The sequence below is a fragment of the Aeromonas sp. QDB63 genome, from assembly GCF_027707425.1.
Lineage (GTDB): Bacteria > Pseudomonadota > Gammaproteobacteria > Enterobacterales > Aeromonadaceae > Aeromonas > Aeromonas caviae.
Genome location: NZ_JAPCIS010000012.1, coordinates 72291 through 92563, shown reverse-complemented (window position 1 = coordinate 92563; position 20273 = coordinate 72291). Strand labels below are relative to the sequence as shown.

The 20273-nt window shown below is 63.0% G+C and carries 17 protein-coding genes; 9 read left to right on the top strand and 8 right to left on the bottom strand.

The window, feature by feature from the left end; genetic code table 11:
• From PG879_RS10525 to nudF, 4 genes are all read right to left on the bottom strand, one after another.
• Entirely contained in the window at positions 1-588 is a 588-nt protein-coding gene (locus tag PG879_RS10525) for a YqiA/YcfP family alpha/beta fold hydrolase (protein WP_045523103.1), read from the bottom strand.
• Between the two features lie 9 nt (positions 589-597).
• Positions 598-1416, bottom strand: coding sequence for a 3',5'-cyclic-AMP phosphodiesterase (cpdA, locus tag PG879_RS10520; protein WP_270830146.1), 819 nt, complete (start codon positions 1414-1416; stop codon positions 598-600).
• Between the two features lie 27 nt (positions 1417-1443).
• Complete coding sequence (locus PG879_RS10515; protein ID WP_039039758.1) at positions 1444-1890, bottom strand: DUF1249 domain-containing protein; 447 nt, start codon at positions 1888-1890, stop codon at positions 1444-1446.
• A 99-nt stretch (positions 1891-1989) separates the two neighbouring features.
• Positions 1990-2631, bottom strand: a complete 642-nt coding sequence (gene nudF, locus PG879_RS10510; protein ID WP_213319781.1) for an ADP-ribose diphosphatase — start codon at positions 2629-2631, stop codon at positions 1990-1992.
• Between the two features lie 306 nt (positions 2632-2937).
• On the opposite strand from nudF, the gene tolC reads away from it, so the two are divergent.
• Complete coding sequence (gene tolC, locus PG879_RS10505; protein ID WP_029313618.1) at positions 2938-4263, top strand: outer membrane channel protein TolC; 1326 nt, start codon at positions 2938-2940, stop codon at positions 4261-4263.
• A 196-nt stretch (positions 4264-4459) separates the two neighbouring features.
• A complete protein-coding gene (locus tag PG879_RS10500; protein WP_042016014.1) occupies positions 4460-5422 on the top strand; it encodes an IS1595 family transposase in 963 nt (320 codons plus the stop codon).
• 35 nt (positions 5423-5457) lie between these two features.
• Here PG879_RS10500 and hldE read toward each other — a convergent pair whose 3' ends face one another.
• A complete protein-coding gene (gene hldE, locus PG879_RS10495; RefSeq protein WP_270830145.1) occupies positions 5458-6885 on the bottom strand; it encodes a bifunctional D-glycero-beta-D-manno-heptose-7-phosphate kinase/D-glycero-beta-D-manno-heptose 1-phosphate adenylyltransferase HldE in 1428 nt (475 codons plus the stop codon).
• 248 nt (positions 6886-7133) lie between these two features.
• On the opposite strand from hldE, the gene lpxL reads away from it, so the two are divergent.
• Positions 7134-8057, top strand: a complete 924-nt coding sequence (gene lpxL / locus PG879_RS10490) for an LpxL/LpxP family Kdo(2)-lipid IV(A) lauroyl/palmitoleoyl acyltransferase (protein ID WP_270830144.1) — start codon at positions 7134-7136, stop codon at positions 8055-8057.
• A 114-nt stretch (positions 8058-8171) separates the two neighbouring features.
• Here lpxL and PG879_RS10485 read toward each other — a convergent pair whose 3' ends face one another.
• The 3 genes from PG879_RS10485 to PG879_RS10475 form a co-directional block, all read right to left on the bottom strand.
• Positions 8172-10151, bottom strand: a complete 1980-nt coding sequence (locus PG879_RS10485) for a bifunctional 2',3'-cyclic-nucleotide 2'-phosphodiesterase/3'-nucleotidase (protein ID WP_041214379.1) — start codon at positions 10149-10151, stop codon at positions 8172-8174.
• Positions 10152-10278: 127 nt separating this feature from the next.
• A complete protein-coding gene (lysE, locus tag PG879_RS10480; protein WP_103243798.1) occupies positions 10279-10899 on the bottom strand; it encodes an L-lysine exporter in 621 nt (206 codons plus the stop codon).
• Between the two features lie 262 nt (positions 10900-11161).
• The gene (locus PG879_RS10475; protein WP_010672766.1) at positions 11162-11944 is read right to left on the bottom strand and encodes a LuxR family transcriptional regulator; all 783 of its coding nucleotides are present in this window, start codon (positions 11942-11944) and stop codon (positions 11162-11164) included.
• 64 nt (positions 11945-12008) lie between these two features.
• Between PG879_RS10475 and PG879_RS10470 the strand changes: the two genes are divergently transcribed.
• The 6 genes from PG879_RS10470 to PG879_RS10445 all read left to right on the top strand — a co-directional run bounded on the left by PG879_RS10470 (position 12009) and on the right by PG879_RS10445 (position 20255).
• Positions 12009-12638 carry an acyl-homoserine-lactone synthase gene (locus PG879_RS10470; protein ID WP_029313613.1) on the top strand — a complete coding sequence of 210 codons (630 nt, stop codon included), beginning with the start codon at positions 12009-12011 and terminating at the stop codon, positions 12636-12638.
• Between the two features lie 234 nt (positions 12639-12872).
• Positions 12873-13772, top strand: coding sequence for a LysR family transcriptional regulator ArgP (locus PG879_RS10465; protein WP_010672764.1), 900 nt, complete (start codon positions 12873-12875; stop codon positions 13770-13772).
• Between the two features lie 86 nt (positions 13773-13858).
• Positions 13859-15880, top strand: a complete 2022-nt coding sequence (locus PG879_RS10460) for an exoribonuclease II (protein ID WP_010672763.1) — start codon at positions 13859-13861, stop codon at positions 15878-15880.
• A 644-nt stretch (positions 15881-16524) separates the two neighbouring features.
• Positions 16525-18453, top strand: a complete 1929-nt coding sequence (locus tag PG879_RS10455; protein WP_039039764.1) for a PTS mannitol transporter subunit IICBA — start codon at positions 16525-16527, stop codon at positions 18451-18453.
• Between the two features lie 37 nt (positions 18454-18490).
• Positions 18491-19636, top strand: a complete 1146-nt coding sequence (locus PG879_RS10450) for a mannitol-1-phosphate 5-dehydrogenase (RefSeq protein ID WP_039039765.1) — start codon at positions 18491-18493, stop codon at positions 19634-19636.
• 97 nt (positions 19637-19733) lie between these two features.
• Positions 19734-20255 carry an MltR family transcriptional regulator gene (locus tag PG879_RS10445; protein WP_010672759.1) on the top strand — a complete coding sequence of 174 codons (522 nt, stop codon included), beginning with the start codon at positions 19734-19736 and terminating at the stop codon, positions 20253-20255.
• Positions 20256-20273 lie beyond the last annotated feature (18 nt).

The following is a 20273-nucleotide window of genomic DNA, read 5'->3' as shown; positions in this document are numbered from 1 at the left end:
CTAGAGCCCGAGGAAACGGACGATCTGGGCGGGGTAGCGCTCGAAGCCTGTGAAGGCGTGATCGCCGCCGCACTCCAGGGAGAGACGGGCAAAGCGGTATTCGTCCAGCGCCTTGCGATAGTCGAGCACCTCGTCCTCCTGCTGTTGCAGCACCCAGAGCCGCTCGGGAGCAGTCACCGGCACCGCCAGCGCTCTCAGCTCGTCCATGTGCCCAGGCAACAGTTCATAGCGTTCGCCGCTGTAGGGGTTGGTCTGGGGGCCGAGGTAGTCGCAGAGCAGCTCGTGGGGGCGCACCGCCGGGTTGATGAGGGCAGCGCGGCAACCGTACATCTCGCTCACTCTCGTGGCCATGAAGCCACCGAGGGAGCTGCCCACGGCGCCCAGTCGCAGGGCGCTACCGTGGCGGGCCTTCAGGTCGGCGATGGCCTGCTCGATGGCAGCCCAGGCGGCCGCCGGGGTGTTGGGCTGGGCCGGGATCACCACCTCGATATCGGGCCTGTTCTCTGCCACCCAGGCCGCCATCTGCTGCGCCTTGGCAGAGCCGGGGGATGAATTGAAACCGTGCAGGTAGAGGAGTACGGGCTTCATGGCAACCCCTCAGTAACCGGTGGCATTGGGGTCGGGCACGAACTGCCCCAGCGGCAGGCGCCACACCTGGCTCGCCACCCGGCCATCCGGGTACAGGGTGAGATAGCGCCAGCCCGGGCCGGATTCGTCCAGTGCGAAACCGTCGGAGAGCGGCTTGAACTGGATGCAGGTAGAGGGGCTGGCGATGAGCCGCACTCCGTAGTGCACCTCGTCAAACTCCTGATGGACGTGGCCGAACAGGATGGTCTTCTGCTGCGGGTGGCGGGCCAGCACGGCGAACAGGTCGTCGGCATTCTTGAGGTTGTGCTGATCCAGCCAGGCGCAGCCCACCGGCACCGCCTGATGGTGCAGGGCGATGAGGGCATGGCGCTCGGGATGCTGGCGCAGGGCCTGATCCAGGGCCGCCAGCTGGTGATCCCCCAGCACCCCGTGGGGTTTGCCGCGCACCTGGGTATCCAGCAGGATCACCTGCCAGTGATCCCCCACCAGCTGCTTGGCCTCGCTGATGCCGGCCGCATGGAGGTATTCAGTCATCAGGGGGCCGTCGTCGTGGTTGCCGGGCAACCAGTAGATGGGGCGAGCCAGGGGCGCCATCATGGAGGCGAAACGCTGGTAGGACTCCGGGCTGTGATCCTGGGAAAGATCCCCGGTGGCGAGGATGAGATCGAACGGGTGCTCGTTGGCCTGCACCCGCTCCAGTACGGCGGCCAGACTCTGCGCCGTGGGCACGGCCAGCAGCCGCCCCTCGGTACTGGCGAAGAGATGGGTATCGGTAATCTGTAACAGGCGCACACTGCCGTCCGGCGCCTGAGGTAGCTCTGTTTCCAAAATCACGCTTCTTTTTTATGGGTTCGACTAGAGGATGTTAATCAGGCTGGTGCCGTGTTTGAGACAAAATCTCAACCAATCGGCCAAGAATAGATTTACCTGCTCCTTTTCATCCCTGTGATGCATTTTTTGATTGGGATAATCATAACGTGGTTGCAACATTGAAATCTGTTGCGCCGCACACACTTCCGCCATTCGCACATCATGATACAAACGAATCTCTATCCGGGCTTGCAAGTAGCTCGGCAATTCGGGGTTGTGCTGGGCCAGGATCACCTGGCTGGTGAAGCGGCTCTCCTCTGTCACCGTGAGCTGGAACTGCAGGCCGTTGCCGACCTGATAGCGGCGCTCGGCACCCACGCTGCCGCCAGGCGGCAACAGTTTCATCAGCGCCATGTAATTGACCTCGCAGGTACGCTGCAAGGACATCAAATCAGGCACATAGCGCTTCATCGGGCTCTGGACTAATGACATGTCGCGGCTCCCTCAATCAGGGTCCATGAAGGGTGGACCCACTGCACAGTGTTCCAGTCGGACACAGGGCACCTGACCCGGGTCTGAACGAGCGTCACCTCAGCGCCCCGCCAGCCAGCGTGCCCGCAGCTCGCCGTGGTTCAGAGCCAGCCACTGCAGGGCGATGACGGAGGCGGCATTGTCGATGCGCCCCTCTTTGAGCCAGGCATAGGCCTGCTCGCGGCTCACCACGTGGACCCGGATGTCTTCCCCCTCTTCCGCCAGACCGTGGATCCCCTTGGCCTGACTGGCATCCACCTCGCCCACGAACACCTCGATGCGCTCGGTGCTGCCACCCGGGCTCACCAGATAGCTGATGGCGTGTTCGCAGCGTCCCACCTCGATCCCTGCCTCTTCCACCGCTTCGCGCCGCACCACTGCCTCGGCGGTCTCCCCTTCATCGATGATGCCGGCCACCAGCTCCAGCAGCCAGGGGGTGGCGCTGGTCTCTATGGCGCCGATGCGAAACTGCTCCACCAGCACGATCTCGTCTCGCACCGGATCATAAGGCAGCAGGGCGGCGGCATGGCCACGTTCGAACAGTTCCCGGACGATGGGGGCGTTCCAGCCACCGGCAAACAGCCTGTGTTGCAGGCGGTAGACATTCACCTTGAAGAAGCCATTATATCCAGCTGATTTTTCAATGATTTTCACATCATCGCTGGAGTAGTGGCAGGTTTGAGGCAAGGCTTGCTGTGACATTCGAGACTCCTGCCAGCTTGACTTGGCTTGGTTTGACCATAATATTCGGGGGCATGAATGAACATTCATTCACTCGCTCTCGCCGACGATGAGGGAAGGATTTTAGCAGCCACAGGGCATTTGGCTAGGCGCGTTGCCGAGAAAACTCGCCCCGGACCTTGACGTTTCCGCAGCTGGAAAAGAGACAGTTCGCAATGAAATCTGCTTATAGTAGAGTGGTTAAGCTGAAATCAAGCTTGGTCGGTGACAATCCCCCCTTCATCCAGCGGACAGCTTTGGGTTGATACAAAAGGTTAAAACTATCATATGAAAAGAACACTCTTGTCAGTCATGGTGATGCTGGGTGTGAGCGGCGCCGCTCATGCCGAAAACCTGCTCGATATTTACCAACAGGCCCAGATCAAGGACACCCAGCTGCTGGAATCCAAGGCCAAGCGGGACCAGGCCTTCGAGAAGATCAACGAATCCCGTGCAGCCCTGCTGCCCCAGATCAACCTGGGCGCCGGCCTGAACTACCTGCAAAACAAGAACGACACCATGACCAACACGGGCGCTACCGGCTCCGTGACCCTGGATCAATCCATCTACCGTCGCAGCAACTGGGTCAACCTGGATCTGACCGAGAAGAGCGCCACCCAGTCCGACGTGGCCTACAACCTCGAGTACCAGAACCTGATGCTGCGTACCGCCCAGGCCTACTTCGACGTGCTCAAGGCCATGGATACCCTGGAATTCGTGCGTGCCAACAAGACCGCGGTCGAGCGTCAGCTTGAACAGACCCAGCAGCGCTTCGAAGTGGGCCTGACCGCCATCACCGACGTGCACGAAGCCGAGGCCGAGCGCGATCAGGCGCTGGCGGACGAGATCAATGCCGAGAACACCCTGGACAACAGCTACGAGAGCCTGCGCGAGCTGACCGGTATCGACCACCGTCAACTGGACGTGCTCAACACCGATCGCTTCAGCCCGCAGAAGACCGCGTTCAACTCCGACAAGTGGCTGGAACTGGCCCTGGACAAGAACCTGGAGCTGCACAGCGCCCGCATCGGCAAGGACATCGCCAAGGAGCAGATCGATCTGGCCAAGACCGGTCATGAACCGACCCTGGATCTGGGCGCCGGCCTGAACGCCGGTTACAACGATTACAAGGACGAGATCCGCAACCCCGAGAGCAACAGCAATCAGGGCAACATCGGCCTGAACTTCAAGCTGCCCATCTACACCGGCGGGGCCACCACCTCCCAGGTCAAGCAGGCACAGTTCAACTACGTGGCCGCCAGCGAACAGCTCGAGCGCAGCTTCCGCTCGGTGCAGAGCACGGTCCGCTCCTCCTACAACAACGTGAACGCCAGCATCGGCTCGGTCCGCGCCTACAGCCAGTCCGTCATCTCCGCCGACAGCGCCCTGAAGGCGACCGAGGCCGGTTACGAGGTGGGTACCCGCACCATCGTCGACGTGCTGGACTCCACCCGCAAGCTGTATCAGGCCAAGCAGAAGCTCTCCGAGGCCCGCTACAACTACATCCTCAGCATCCTCTCGCTCAAGCAGGCCGCCGGCATCCTGGAGCAGAAGGATCTGGAAGAGGTGAACCAGGGTCTGATGCCCGCCGCCCAGGTCACCAAGAAGTCCTGAGTCAGGCGCACACCATGAGAAAAGGCGACCCCGGGGTCGCCTTTTTCATCTCTGTTCGCCGCTGGAAGTGCGTTGGTCGGGGCCTGCCAGGCAGCGGCCATGTCACCGACCCGGCAGCCCCATCAAAAAGGCGCTGTCCCAATTATGTGTTGGAAGGCTAATCTGGAAGTAGGTCATCACCGCGAGGACCTTCATCATGGATACGCCAGCCTTCCAACACCTGTTGTCCCTCTTTCCATTACTTACTCTGCGTCAGCGCCGTGTCGCTCAGCATGAGCTCGCCGCTCCACACCCGATTACGTCCCTCCATGCCCAGTTACCCACATGCTGCGGCTGTCCCCACTGCCAGGCGGATGCCACCCAGCTGGCCCCCTGGGGCTGGAGCCGTGGGCTGCGTCGTTACCGTTGTAAGCAGTGTCGGCGAACCAGCTCCCTCCTCACCAAGACGCCTTTGGCCAGATTACGTAAGGCTGAGCATTGGGAGGACTACGCCCAGGCTCTCATCGACGGGCTCACTGTCCGCCAGGCCGCCGTCCGCTGCGGTGTTTGCAAGAACACCGCCTTCTTGTGGCGTCACCGCTTCCTGAAGGCGATGGCAAACCACCAGGCAACACGGGAAGAAGGCATTGTGGAAGTGGATGAAACCTTCTTCCTCGAATCGTTCAAGGGGCAGCGAGGGTTGCCTCGTCCGGCAAGACATCGTGGCGGGAAAGGGCGTACCCGGGGGACCGGGCGGGATTATATCCCGGTGATGGTGGTGCAGGACAGGGCGGGCCATCAAGCCGACTTTCAGCTGGAAAGGCTGGATGCGCAGACGGTGAAAGCGGTGTTGCAGCCACTCATCGCGCCCGATGCAGTGCTCTGCAGTGATGGTGCAGGGGTGTATGCCAGTTTCAGCCAAGCGTGGGGCATAACACATCAGGTGGTGTACAACCGTCGAGGTGAGCGAGTCATTGGGGCATACCACATCCAGCATGTGAACGGATATCACCGGCGGTTGAAGGAGTGGATGGAACGATTCCATGGAGTCGCAACCCACTACCTGAGGAATTATCTGGGCTGGCGCAGGATGCTGGAACGTTACGGCAGGGAGGTAAATACCAAGATGTGTTTGCATGAGGCGCTAGGGCACCCGATGCAACACGTAATTGGGACATAGCCATCAAAAAACCCGGCCTTGGCCGGGTTTTACGCTTATCCGCGCTCGCGGATGGTCTTGATGATGTCGGTGGTGGAGCAGCCGTCCTCGAAGTTCAGCACCCGCACCTCGCCGCCGTTGGCGGTCACCTCGGCGTAACCGGCGATCTCTTCGGGCTGGTAGTCGCCCCCCTTGACCAGGAGGTCTGGCAGGATCTCGGCGATCAGACGCTGGGGAGTGTCTTCGCTGAAGGGTACCACCCAGTCCACGGCACCCAGGGCCGCCAGCACAGTCATACGGCGCTCGGTCGGGTTGACCGGGCGACCCGGCCCCTTGAGGCGACGCACGGACTCGTCGGTGTTCACCGCCACGATCAGGCGATCCCCCAGCTTGCCCGCATTGGCCAGATAGGAGACATGACCCGCGTGCAGAATGTCGAAGCAGCCGTTGGTCATCACCACCTTCTCGCCGCGCAGACGGGCGGCCTGGACGGCCACCTTGAGCTGGGCCTCGGACATGACGCCAAAGCCGGTCTCCTGCTCGGTATAGAGGGCGTTGGCCAGCTCCACCGGGCTCACGGTGGAGGTCCCCAGCTTGCCGACCACGATGCCGGCGGCAGTGTTGGCCAGGGCGCAGGCCTCGTCCAGACTCTTGCCCGCGGCAAGGGAAGTCGCCAGGGTGGAGATGACGGTGTCACCGGCACCGGTGACGTCATAGACCTCGTGGGCCTGGGCCGGCAGGTGCAGCTCGGGCTGCCCTTCGCGGATCAGGGTCATGCCGTTCTCGGAACGGGTGACCAGCAGGGCGTCCAGCTCGAAGCGCTTGACCAGCTCCAGCCCCCTGGCGACCAGGTCTTCCTCCCCCTTCACCTTGCCCACCACGGCCTCGAACTCGGACATGTTGGGGGTCAGCAGGGTGGCACCGCGGTACTTCTCGAAATCGGTCCCCTTGGGGTCGACCAGCACGGGGATACCGGCGGCGCGGGCACGCCGGATCATGCCGGGCACATCGTTGAGGGCGCCCTTGCCGTAGTCGGAGAGGATCATCACGTCCGCCTGGGGCAGCGCCTGCTCCACCTTGCCCATCAGCAGGCTGGCATCCACGTCGTGGAAGGCCTCTTCGAAGTCGAGGCGCAGCAGTTGCTGGTTGCGGGACAGCACTCGCAGCTTGGTGATGGTCGGATAGTCGGTCAGGCGCACGAAATCACAGGCCACCTTGACCCCGGCCATCTGGCTGGCGAGGGCATCGGCGGCTTCATCCTGACCGGTCAGGCCCAGCAGCACGGCCTGGGCGCCGAGGGCGGCGGAGTTGAGCGCCACGTTGGCGGCGCCACCCGGACGCTCCTCGATGTGCTCGACCTTGACCACGGGGACCGGTGCCTCGGGGGAGATCCGGCCGGTAGGGCCATGCCAGTAGCGATCCAACATGACATCGCCAACGACCAGGATGCGGGCTTTTTCAAACTCGGGCAGGGTGATTTTCATCTGTATCGGCTCTCAAAACCTGAAAAATTCAGCGGCCGATTTTATCACACTCTTTTCCGGGGCGTGAAAAAAGCACGGCCCTGCCCCCTGATGCCCCCTCTGACCAGATGACGGCGATTCGCGCCCGCCCCCGCTTTTCGGATAGAATCCTCGACATGCGAGTGACCGCATCCGCGCCGGGCCACCCCACACAGGCCCCCCGGTTCGGTCGGACTCCCCCCTTTGCCTTTGCGAACAAGAGACTCTTCATGGCCCAAGAACACGCTCCCCGCCTCGAACCCCGTCTGTTCCATCCCCGTTACTGGGGGAGCTGGCTGGGCCTCTCCCTGCTCTGGCTGCTGGTGTTGCTGCCCTGGCGCAGTCAGATGTGGCTGGGCCGCCAGCTCGGCACCCTGGCCCGCAAGCTGCTGAAATCCCGCGTCAAGATTGCCCGCCGCAACCTGGAGCTGGCGATGCCCGAGCTCAGCCGGGATGAGCGCGAAGCCCTCCTGGTGCAGAACTTCGAGAGCGTGGGTTGCGCCATCTTCGAGGTGGGCATGGCCTGGTTCTGGCCAGACTGGCGGATGCGCCGCCTGATGAAGGTGGAAGGGGAAGAGCACGTCATCAACGCCATGGAGAAGGGCCAGGGGATGCTGCTGCTCTCCTGCCACTTCCTCACCCTTGAGCTCAATGCCCGCTGCTTCGGCCTGGTGCGCCCCGGGGTCGGCGTCTATCGCCCCAACACCAATCCGGTGCTGGAGTTCGCCCAGTACCACGGTCGCTGCGCCTCCAACAAATACCTGGTGGACCGGATGGACGTGAAGGGGATGATCAAGGCGCTGCGCAACGGCGACGCCCTCTGGTATGCACCGGATCACGACTACGGCAGCCATGCCAGCGTCTTCGTGCCCTACTTCGCGGTGGAGCAGGCCGCCACCATCACGGGGACCGCCACCCTGGCCCGGGTGAAGAACACCGTCACCCTGCCCTGCTACAACATCCGCACCCGGGAGGGCTACACCCTGCATATCGGGGCCCCGCTCGCGGACTACCCGAGCGGTGACGACATGGCGGATGCCAGCCGCGCCAACCGCGAGATTGAAGCCGCCGTACGCAAGGCGCCGGAGCAGTACATGTGGCTGCACCGCCGCTTCAAGACCCGCCCCAATCCGGACGATCCCGGCTACTACTGATGCCCTCCCGCCCCGTCGACCGGGCAAGTCCAGACGACAGGACAGGATGGCACCGCGCCCCATGAAAAAGCCCTCGCACTGCGAGGGCTTTTTTGTTGGCTGCCAGCGTCTGCCTTACTGGCGGATCAGGCGGTAGATGGCGTAGCCGGGGTGCTTGGCGTCATCCATCGGCAGGGTGGACTGGTACGACAGATCCGCCCCCGCCAGGGCCTTGGCCTCGTCGGTCGGCGAGGAGTAGAGGCGCACGTCCACGTTGGCGGGCAGGGCCTTCATGTGCCAGTTGTTGTTGGCCGCCGGGCTGAAGCCAGCCGGGTTGTCCGCAGACTGGGCCTTCAGGTACTGGGCGATGATCTCCCGCGTCTCGAAGGGATCTTCATGGACGATGTTGCTGCCGTCGATGCCCGGGAAGTGGCCGCCGCCGCTGGCGCGGTAGTTGTTGGTCACCACGTAGAACTTCTGGGCCGGGTCCACGGGCTGGCCGTTGAAGGTGAGGCCGCTGATGCGCTGGCCGTCGCTCACCTTGACCCCGTCCTTGCTGTAGCGGGCCGGCTGGGTGATGTCCACCTCGTAGTTGACCCCGTCAATCACATCGAAGTTGTAGGTGGGGAAGCTCTCGTTCACCAGCCACTGCACCTCTGTCTTGCCGGTGTCGATCTGGTTGAACTGGCCGGCGCTCATCTCCAGCCACTCCTTGACGGTGGCCCCGTTCACCTCGACCACCTGCAGGGTGTTCGGATAGATGTAGAGGTCAGAGACGTTGCGCAGGGAGATGTCACCCTGGGCCACGTAGGTAAAGTCGTTGATGCCGTTGCGACCGCCACGGAAGGGGGCCGCCACCGAGAGGATCGGGTAGGACTCCTTGAGCAGGCCGTCTTGTTGCAACTGCTCCGCGTGGCGGCGCTGGGCATCGCTCACCAGCTGCACCGAGGGGTCGTCCTGCACCAGGGCGAAGAAGCTGTGGATGGGGGAGGTGATCTTGCCGAGCGGCTCGTCCAGCCACTGGTTGGTGGCGTCGTGGTCGGCCTGCACCAGGTCCACCACCCGCTGATCCACCGCACTGCCCTCGCTGGCGTCTATCTTGCGCAGGCTGGCCTGGCTCTGCTTCACCTGCCACTTGCCGTCCACCTGCTCCAGCTTGAGGTCGATGATGCCGAGGTGGTTGCCCCAGTAGCCGGGCATCACGGTGGGGATGCCGCTGAGGGTACCGGCCTGGTTGTCCACCTCCGGCAGATCCGGGAAGTCCCCGGGGAAGTTCTTGTGGGCGTGGCCCAGCATCAGGGCGTCCACCCCCTTCACCTTGGCCAGATGCCAGGCGGAGTTCTCCATCATGGCCTCGTAGCTGCTGGCATTGATGCCGGTGTGGGCCACCACCACCACGATGTCGGCGCCCTTGGCGCGCAGCTCGGGCACATAGTGATTGGCGGTCTCGACCATGTCGGCCACCACCACCTTGCCCTCCAGATGACGCTTGTCCCACTGCAGCACCTGGGGCGGGGTCAGACCCAGGATGCCCACCTTGACGCGCTGGCGCTGGCCCTTGTCATCGGTCACCTCGCGCTCCAGCAGCAGATAGGGGGTGAACTTGTTGCCGCTCCAGTCAATTTGTCCCTTGGCATCGCGCTTGAAGGCCCCCGCCTCGAACACGTTGGCGTTCACATAGGGGAAGTCGGCTCCCGCCAGTACCTTGCCAAGGTAGTCCAGGCCGTAGTTGAACTCGTGGTTGCCCAGGTTGCCCGCGTCGTAGCCCAGCTCGTTCATCGCCTTGAACACCGGGTGCGCCTGCTTCTCGAGATAGCCGGCACCGGACTGTTCGAAGATGTAGTCCGCCAGCGGCGTGCCCTGAATGAGGTCGCCATTGTCGAGCAGCAGGTTGTTGGGGTTCTCGGCGCGGGCGGCGCGGATCAGCAGGGCGGTGCGGGAGAGGCCGAACTTGCGATCCTCCTTGTTCTGGTAGTAGTCGTACCCCAGCACGTTGGAGTGGATGTCGGAGGTCTGGATCAGGCGCAGGGAGACGGTCCCCGGCTGCGCCTTGCTGTCATTCTCGTTGCTGCAGGCAGACAGCAGCACGATGGCGGCAATAGCCCCCAGCTTCATGGTGTTATTCACTGTTTTTTCCCTTTTATTATGAGTAACGCTTTACCAGCGCCGGGAATTTAACAGACGAATATGTCAGCAGATGGCACCGGGACTCATTTTTATGAAGCCCGGCACAAAAATAGCCTCACGAGGCCGGTATGGCACCCAATGCCAGCTTGGCTGCCAGCACCAGCATGATGAGACCTACAACAAGATCAATGGCTTGCTGCACCCGGCCCCGGGCAAGCCAGGGGGAGAGTGCCGCCGCCCCGAACGCCAGTCCGTAGAACCAGACCAGAGAAGCCAGCATGGCCCCCGCCGCGAAGGCGGGTCTGAGCTCCTCGGCAAACTGGCTGCCGAAGGAACCAAGCAGCATCAGGGTATCCAGGTAGACGTGGGGATTGAGCAGAGTCACTCCGAGGGTCATGGCCAGCACGCTCTTCACCCCCATCAACCGGGGCGAGTCCGCCAGGGCCGCTTCCTGGCCGCGCCAGGCACTGCGCAGGGAACGGATACCGAACCAACCGAGGAAGAGCACGCCGCCCCAGGTCAGCAGCGCCAGCCCGATCGGGCTGGCCGCCAGCAGGTTGGCCCCGCCGAATACCCCGATGCCGATCAGCACGAGGTCGCACAGGCAGCAGAGGGTCGCCGTCAGCAGGTGGTGATTGCGGTGAATGCCCCGGCTCAGCACGAAGGCATTCTGGGCCCCGATGGGGATGATCATGGCAAGGCCGAGGGTAAAGCCTTGCAGGGTGGTAGCGAACATGGAGATGCGTTCCTGTGAAAGAGAGAAACGCACTATAAGGGGGCGCGGGTAATCAGAGAAATTCATTCATTTTCTGATGCATTCATAAAACTGATGAAAACCGGGCCGAAACCACACAAAGAAGGTTGTCAATTGCAGGATCTGACAATTGTGGGGTCACAGCCCCGCCCCGAGAATCGGCGGCAGGATGGGACGGCGCAGGACAGCGGTGATGGCGACAGAGGGGATGCCAGGCGACGAGCCGGTGCCGCCGGGCCTGTATTCACTGCAGAAGGGAGGGGAAGTTGGTGACCACCACCTGCTCCAGGTTCGGCAGCAGGATGCCGCTGCTCACCCCCTTGGCGATGGCCTGGTAGCGGTTCATCGACCCCGTCTTGCGGGTGACCTGATTGAGGTGGTAGTTCACGGTGCGCTCCGTGATGCCGAGGATGCAGGCGATCTCCCCCGATGTCTTCCCTTCGCTGGCCCAGAACAGGCACTCGGTTTCCCGCTCCGTCAGGGGCTCCTGGGGATCGTCCTCCCTCATGCTCTGGCGCACGATCCGGATCGCCGCCTCGAAGATGTAGTTGGACATCCAGGAGAGGATGGGCGAGGACTCCAGCATCAGATCGCTCGACGCCCGCTCCCGGGTAATGAAAGAGAGTATGCCGTTCTCCCCCGCCGCCCCGTGCAGCGGGAACGAGATGCCGTTGCGCAACCCGAATTCCGCCGCCAGCCCCATCACATCCATGCTCCCCTCTTGCAGGAAGCGCGCCTTCTCGTCCAGCCGGTTCCAGTAGATGGGCAGGGTCTGCCTGCGGGCGAGCTGGATGATGGGATCGCAGGCCAGCATGTTGTTCAGGGTGTAGGCCTGTACCCAGGAGTCGGGGCACTGGTTGAACAGCACCACCTTGGGCCTTTGCATCGACATGGGCAGGATGAGGGCGAAGCGGTAGTAGTCGTAACCCATTCCCAGGGTGAAGCGGCCGATGAGCTCGGACAACCGGTTGCCATCGGTCACCAGCGTGAAATGTTCCAGGTACTCAAGCAGTTGGTCGCGTGTCATAGGCAAGCCTCCCCTGGCCAAGGCCTTGGATTATAGCGCCTAACCATGAAATGGAGAGACATGAATGCTTGTTTTCAAAGGAAAATTGAAAGAACACCCCAGATGGGAGGTCGAAAACGAGCTCTACCGATTTCGCAACCGCGTCTTCTCCGATCGACTCGGTTGGGACGTGGAATCCCGCCGTGGCCTGGAGCGGGACAACTTCGACAAGCCCGACACCCACTGGGTGCTGATTGAAGACAAGCAGGGGCTGTGCGGCTGCATCCGCCTGCTCAGCTGCGCCCAGGATTACATGCTGCCCAGCATCTTCCCCACCGCCCTCGCTGGCGAAGCCCCCCCTCGCGGCAACGACGTGTGGGAGCTGACTCGCCTCGCCATCGACGCCGACCGGGCCCCTCGCCTGGAGAACGGCATCAGCGAACTCACCTGCGTCATCTTCCGCGAGGTGCTGGCCTTCGCCAGGGAGCAGGGGATCCGCGAGCTGGTGGCCGTGGTCAGCCTGCCGGTGGAGCGCATCTTCCGCCGCCTCGGCCTGCCCATCGAGCGCCTCGGCCATCGCCAGGCGGTGGATCTGGGGGCCGTGCGCGGGGTCGGCATCCGCTTCCACCTGGACGAGCGTTTCGACCGCGCCGTCCATCGCCCCCTGCAGGGCCATTACCGGCCGGCGGGGGATGCACTGCTCGCCGTCATCTGAGCAAAAAAAAGTCCCGGGACCGGCCCGGGATTCAAGACGCTCGCTATGGTCCGTTTCCACCCCATGCAAAAACGGACCGAGTGAGTATCTTATGAATCTCATGTCAGGACTACTGTCACATCTCACAGGGGCGGCCCCGGACACGGGCCCCCTTCATGGGGGCGGTCAGGTTGTCCTCTGGCGCGCCCTTGAGTAGCATTCTTGCTGAACTCCCTTTTTTCATAAGGAATGCTGATGAAAACGCTGGACTACAAGCTGCTGCTGGCCCTGGACGCGGTGATCCGGGAGCAAAACTTCGAGCGTGCCGCCCAGCGCTTGCACATCACCCAGTCCGCCATCTCCCAGCGCATCAAGCAGCTGGAGCAGCAGTTTGCGGAGCCGCTCATCATCCGCAGCCAGCCGCTGCAGGCCACGGGGCTCGGCCAGAAGCTGCTGGCCCACTATCGCCAGGTGCGCCAGCTGGAGCTGGAGCTGGCCGGCGAGCTCTCCCCCGACGAGCCCAGGGCCCCCATCCGGGTCAGCATCGCCGTCAATGCCGACAGCCTGGCTACCTGGTTCCTGCCCGCCCTGGCGCCACTGCTGGAGCAATACCCCATCGAGCTGAACCTGCTGGTGGATGACGAGAGCCGCACCCTGGACCGGGTACGCGAGGGGCAGGCGTTCGGCGCCGTCAGCCTGCAACCCCAGCCGCTGGCGGGCTGCTGCGTCGACGAACTCGGCGAGATGCGCTATCTGCTCACCGCCAGCCCCGCCTTCGTCGCCCGCCACTTCCCGAACGGCCTCACGGCGGCGGCCCTGGCCAAGGCGCCGGCGGTGGCCTTCGATCAGCGCGACGACATGCACATCAGCTACATGGCCCGTCATTTCGCCCTCCCCCCCGGTGGCTACCCCTGCCACACGGTGCGATCCTCCGAGGCCTTCGTCGCCATGGCGGAGCAGGGGCTGGCCTGCTGCCTCATCCCGGAATTGCAGATCCGCCAGCAACTGGAAGAGGGGCGCCTGCTCGATCTCAACCCGGATCACCACCTGGTCGAGCAGCTCTACTGGCACCGCTGGGTGCTGGAGCGGGGGCTGCACAAGCAGATATCCCAGCGCCTGATCCAGCAGGGGCGACGGGCACTGCAACCCCGTTGAGGGGGCCATTCACCTTGGCTTTGGGGGGGTAAAAACGTATAGTGCTGGGCGATTAACCATCAGGTCTCCACTCAGGTTCCCCATTTATGTTCCAAGACAATCCGCTGCTGGCCCAGCTCAAGCAACAAATCCGCGAAAACATCCCCAAGAAAGAGGGTGTGATCCGCGCCTCCGATCGGGGCTTCGGCTTCCTGGAGGTCGATGAGAAGACCAGCTATTTCGTGCCGCCTCCCTACATGAAGAAGGTGATGCACGGTGACCGGGTGAGCGCCCTGATCCGCACTGAAAAAGAGAAAGAGGTGGCCGAGCCGGATGCCCTGCTGGAGCAGGCCGTCACCCGCTTCGTCGGCCGCGTCAAGATGTTCCGCGACCGCCTCAACGTGGTGCCCGACCACCCCCTCATCAAGGACGCCATCAAGGCCCGCGCCAAGAAGGGTCTGGACGAGAAATCCTTCAAGGAAGGGGACTGGGTGGTGGCGACCCTCAAGCGCCATGCCCTGGTGGACGGCAACTTCTCCGCCGAGATCACCCAGCTCATCGCCACCCAGGAAGATCATAACGTGCCCTGGTGGGTGGTGCTGGCGCGCCACAACCTGGCCCAGATTGAACCGGCGGACCTGCCGGAGTGGAAGGTGATCGAAGAGGAAGAGCTGCCCCGCCGGGATCTGACCCAGGTTCCCTTCTTCACCATCGACGGTGCCAAGACCAAGGACATGGACGATGCCCTGGCCATCACCAAGCTGGAGAACGGCTGGGAGCTGCTGGTGGCCATCGCCGACCCGACCGCCTATGTGGCCGAGGGGAGCGAGCTGGACAAGGAGGCCGCCCAGCGCGCCTTCACCGTCTACATGCCGGGACGCAACGTACCCATGATCCCGCGCACCCTCTCCGACGAGCTCTGCTCCCTGAAAGAGGGCGAGGAGCGCAACACCCTGTGCGCCCGTCTGCTCATCGCCGAGGACGGCCTGCTGCTGGAGGAGACCGAGTTCTTCGCCGCCCGCATCAATTCCCATGCCCGTCTCAGCTATGACGACGTCTCCGACTGGGCCGAGCACGGCAAAGCGCTGGATATCGACGCCGGCGTCCTGGCCCAGCTGCCCCTGATGAAGGCGATGACGGAGGCCCGCATCAAGTGGCGTACCGAGCACGCCCTGGTGTTCCCGGACAGACCCGACTACGACTTCGAGCTGGGTGAAGACGGCGAAGTGCTGGCCATCCACGTGGAGCCGCGCCGCATCGCCAACCGCATGGTGGAAGAGTCGATGATCGCCGCCAACATCTGCGCCGGCCGCGTGCTGGGCAAAGAGGTCGGCTACGGCATCTTCAACGTCCACACCGGCTTTGACGAGGAGTCCCTGGACGGCGCCATCGAGCTGCTCAAGACCGCCGAGGCCCCGTTCGAGAAGGAAGAGATCGCCAGCCTCTCCGGCTTCTGCGCCCTGCGACGCTGGATAGACAACCTGGACACCCGCTGGCTGGACGGCAAGATCCGCCGCTTCCAGAGCTATGCCCTGATGTCCGCCGAACCGGGTGCCCACTACGGCCTGGGTCTGGATGCCTACGCCACCTGGACCTCCCCCATCCGCAAATACGGCGACATGGTCAACCATCGCCTGCTCAAGGCGGTCATCGCCGGCAAGACCCCGGGTGAGCGCCCCAGCCTGGAGCTGACCGAGCACCTGACCGCCTGCCGCCGCCTGCACCGCATGGTGGAGCGCGACATCGGCGACTGGCTCTATGTGCGCTACCTCAAGGCCGATGCGGGCACCGACAAGGTGTTCAACGCCGAGATCATCGACGTGATGCGCGCCGGCCTCAAGCTGCGCCTGCAGGAGAACGGCGCCGTGGTCTTCATGCCCGCCCGCCATATCCTGGACAACAAGGATCGGCTGGAGTGCAACTGGGACAACGGTCGCGTCTATCTGGACAAGACCGAGGTGGTCTACGAGCTCGGCCAGATCATCGAGGTGAAGCTGACCGAGGCGGTGGAAGAGACCCGCTCCCTCATCGCCAAGCCGGCGGTGGATCTGGTTCCTGGCCCGGCGCCGGTCGCTCCTGCCAGCGAGGCCGATGCAGCGCCTGCCGACGAGGCCCCCAAGGCGCAGTGATCCCCCTGCTTGTCTGCTCTGCAAAAGCCCGCATCCTGCGGGCTTTTTTTATGGCTGCGCTCCGCGGGCAGACGGAATGGGAGACCCGCTCGCAGGCCCCAGCCTGCGTCGCGACCGGCAGGGAGGATCGAGACGGGAGCGGATCAGGATCCGCCACCCGGGCGTCACAAGAGGCCTTGTCGGAACCGATCCTCTCGGGGGAAAAACTGAAAGTGGGTTACAAAATAAATGATTCATTGGTGATTAACGATGAACTACGGCATATCCATCGTCATTACTTGCGAATACGAGGCGACAAATCATGACTCATTTGAGTGCAAAATTTGGTTTTGTGACGACAGTCACGTTGACACCGTGTTTGCGCAAACCACAAAACGAGACATCAATCACAAAAAATTGACACCCAGAGGCGAGAAGATCGAAATGTTGCCGAAATACAGCGACTGACTGTGATCGTCATCACTATGCCGGGAGGGGGGAGGTCGGGGTATTTGAGATCCAGGTCACAAGACACCCCGTTTTCAGCCTAATTTGATCACAAGCTGGTAGATTGAAGTTGCTTAGACGACTGGGATGGGAGTTCGGCAAAACTCGTCATCCCGACTACCACTTTTAATCACACAGGCTTAAAACGGGGTCCCGACATGTTATCACCGGATACCAAAGTCAAGATACAGAATTTTGGACGCTTCCTGTCCAATATGGTCATGCCCAACATAGGCGCCTTCATCGCCTGGGGCTTCATCACCGCCCTCTTCATCCCCACTGGCTGGCTGCCCAATGAAACCTTGGCCAAGCTGGTTGGTCCCATGATCACCTACCTGCTGCCGCTGCTCATCGGCTATACCGGCGGCAAGCTGATCGGGGGTGACCGGGGTGCCGTGGTCGGTGCCATCACCACCATGGGCGTCATCGTGGGGACCGACATCCCCATGTTCATGGGCGCCATGATGGTCGGCCCGCTGGGTGGCTGGGCCATCAAGCGCTTCGACAAGGCGATGGAAGGTCGCGTCAAGAGCGGCTTCGAGATGCTGGTGAACAACTTCTCCGCCGGCATCATCGGCATGTTGCTCGCCATTCTCGCCTTCTTCGTCATCGGTCCCTTCGTCAAGGTGCTCTCCGGCGTGCTGGCGAGCGGTGTCGGCTTCCTGGTGGACAACCACATGCTGCCCCTCACCTCCATCTTCGTCGAGCCGGCCAAGATCCTGTTCCTGAACAACGCCATCAACCACGGCATCTTCTCGCCGCTCGGGATCCAGCAAGCCACCGAACAGGGCCGCTCCATCTTCTTCCTGATCGAAGCGAACCCGGGTCCGGGCATGGGCGTGTTGCTGGCCTACATGGTGTTCGGCCGTGGCGCCGCCAAGCAGTCCGCAGCCGGTGCGTCCATCATCCACTTCTTCGGCGGCATCCACGAAATCTACTTCCCGTACGTGCTGATGAACCCGCGCCTCATCCTGGCGGTGATCGCAGGCGGCATGACCGGGGTCTTCACCCTGACCCTGTTCAACGCCGGTCTGGTCTCCCCCGCCTCCCCGGGCTCCATCTTCGCCGTGCTGCTGATGACGCCGAAAGCCTCCCTCATCGGGGTGCTGCTCTCCATCGTCGCCTCCGCCACCGTCTCCTTCCTGGTCGCCGCCGTGTTCGTCCGTGCCCAGCAGCCGGAAGCCGACGAGGCCGATGCCCTGGGTGAAGCCACCCGCAAGATGAAGGCCATGAAGGGTACCAAGCCCGAGACCACCGCCGCCAAGAAGCCGGAAACCGAGCTGACCGCAGTGCGCAACATCGTCGTCGCCTGCGATGCGGGCATGGGCTCCAGCGCCATGGGCGCCGGCATGCTGCGCAAGCGGGTGCAGGCCGCCGGTCTCGACATCAGCGTCACCAACCGTGCCATCAACAACCTGGATGATCAGGTGGATCTGGTCATCACCCACAAGGATCTCACCGACCGTGCCCGTCGCCATGCGCCGCATGCACAGCATATTTCGCTGACCAACTTCCTCGACAACGCCCTCTATCAGGAGCTGGTACAGAACCTCAGCCTGGCCAACGCGGCCAACGATGACGTCGCCAACCCGCAACTGCTGGTGGCGGCCAACGACGACAGCTACGAGCCGCAGGAGCCGGAAGTCTTCACCCTGAGCCTGCAAGACGTGCACCTGGGCCTCAAGGCCGAGAGCAAGGAAGCGGCCATCGTGACCGCCGGCAAGCTGCTGGCCGAGCGAGGCTATGTGGCACCGGACTACGTCGACGCCATGCTGGAGCGCGAACAGCTGGTCTCCACCTACCTCGGCGAATCCATCGCCGTGCCCCACGGCACCATCGCCGCCAAGGAGCACGTGAAGCGTACCGGCATCGTCATCTGCCAATACCCTGCCGGGGTCGCCTTCGGCGAGGGCGCCGATGAAGTGGCGCGCCTGGTAATCGGCATTGCCGCCCGCAACGATGAACACATACAGGTCATAACCCGCCTGACCAATGCACTGGATGAGCCCGGTCTCGTCGACCGTCTGGCCAGCACCCAGGATCCCCAGGAGTTCCTGGATCTGCTGGGGGCCGAGCAGGCCGCGTAATCATCCGTCATCGTCTTTGGTTGTAGAGGTTAATATCATGAAAACATTGCATTTTGGTGCCGGCAACATCGGTCGGGGCTTCATCGGCAAACTGCTGGCTGACGCCAGCCATCAGGTCACCTTCGCCGACGTCAACGAGACCCTGATCGACCAGCTCAACCACCGCCAGGAGTACAAGGTGCACGTGGTGGGCACGGATCAGAAGCTGGACGTGGTGCGCAACGTTGCCGCCGTCAGCTCGGCCGGACACGAGGTGATCGCCCGTATCATCACCGCCGATCTGGTCACCACGGCGGTCGGCCCCAACATCCTGGACAAGATTGCCAGCACCCTGGCCAAGGGGCTGCAGGCCCGCTTCGATGCCGGCAACCTGACTCCCCTCAACGTCATCGCCTGCGAGAACATGGTGCGCGGCACCAGCCACCTCAAGGAGGAGGTACTCAAGTACCTGCCGGTCGCGTATCATGCCACCCTCGAGCAGTGCGTCGGCTTCGTCGACTCGGCGGTGGATCGCATCGTTCCGCCCGCCGCGGCGAACGACGATCCCCTGGAGGTGACGGTGGAGAGCTTCAGCGAGTGGATCGTCGATCGGACCCAGTTCAAGGGGGAGATGCCCCAGGTAGCGGGCATGGAGCCCACCGACAACCTGATGGCCTTCGTCGAGCGCAAGCTGTTCACCCTCAACACCGGCCACATCGTCACCGCCTACCTCGGCAAGCTCAGGGGCTATCACACCGTGCGCGAGGCGATCGAGGATCCGCTGATCCGCAGCAAGGTGCGCCGCGCCATGGAGGAGAGCGGGGCCGTGCTGGTGAAACGCTACGGCTTCGACCCGCGCCTGCACGCCGCCTACATCGAGAAGATCCTCTCCCGCTTCGCCAACCCCTATCTGGTGGACGAGATTGACCGGGTCGGTCGCCAGCCGCTGCGCAAGCTGGCGGCGGGGGACAGGCTGGTGAAGCCGCTGCTCGGCACCCTGGAGTACGGCCTGCCCAGCGATCACCTGCAGGAGGGCATCGCCGCCGCACTGCATTACCGCAATGAGGACGATCCCCAGGCGGTGGAGCTGCAGGCCATGCTGGCGGAACTTGGTCCGGCACGGACCCTGGCCCGCGTCACCGGCCTGGATGAGCACAGCGATGTGGTACGCACCATCGTCGCCCGTTACAACAACTTGAAGTGACCTGATGGGGTGGCGTCACACCGCCCGTGACGGACCCCATACGATACAAACCGGGGGAGGGCCTGCTCTCCCCCTGTCAGCCGGACCCGAAGCACTTATGACCACACACCAGGAAGATGAAGTACTGGAGCGACTGAACGAGCAGGATGGCCCCCGCGGCTTCTTTCTCGAGGTCGTGACCATCCTGGAAGAGGCGGTCGACTCCCTGATGCGGCGAGCCTTTCGTCAGGAGGAGTATGCCGTCAAATACGCCATCGAACCCCTGCTCAACCAGAGCGGCCCCCTCGGCCAGCTGGAGGTGCGCCTCAAGCTCATCTTCGCCCTCGGCCTCATCTCCCTCGAGCGCTATCAGGATCTCGAGGCATACCTGAAGATCCGCGACTTTCTGGTACGCGACCCCAAGGATTACCGCTTCAGCGACAAGCCGGTCCGCGATCTGCTCGAGCGCCTGAATGCCATCCAGCAGGGCAGCATGATGCCGCAGGATCCCCCGGCCAACGAGGAGGACTGGCCCCTCTACCAGATGCAGCTCAACCGGCTCGATCAGATGGTGCGCTCCGCCCTGGTGCTGGCGGTGACCGATTGCGTCACCGAACTCCACAAAGAGAGCCCCATCTGATCTGAGCGGCTCTCCCCT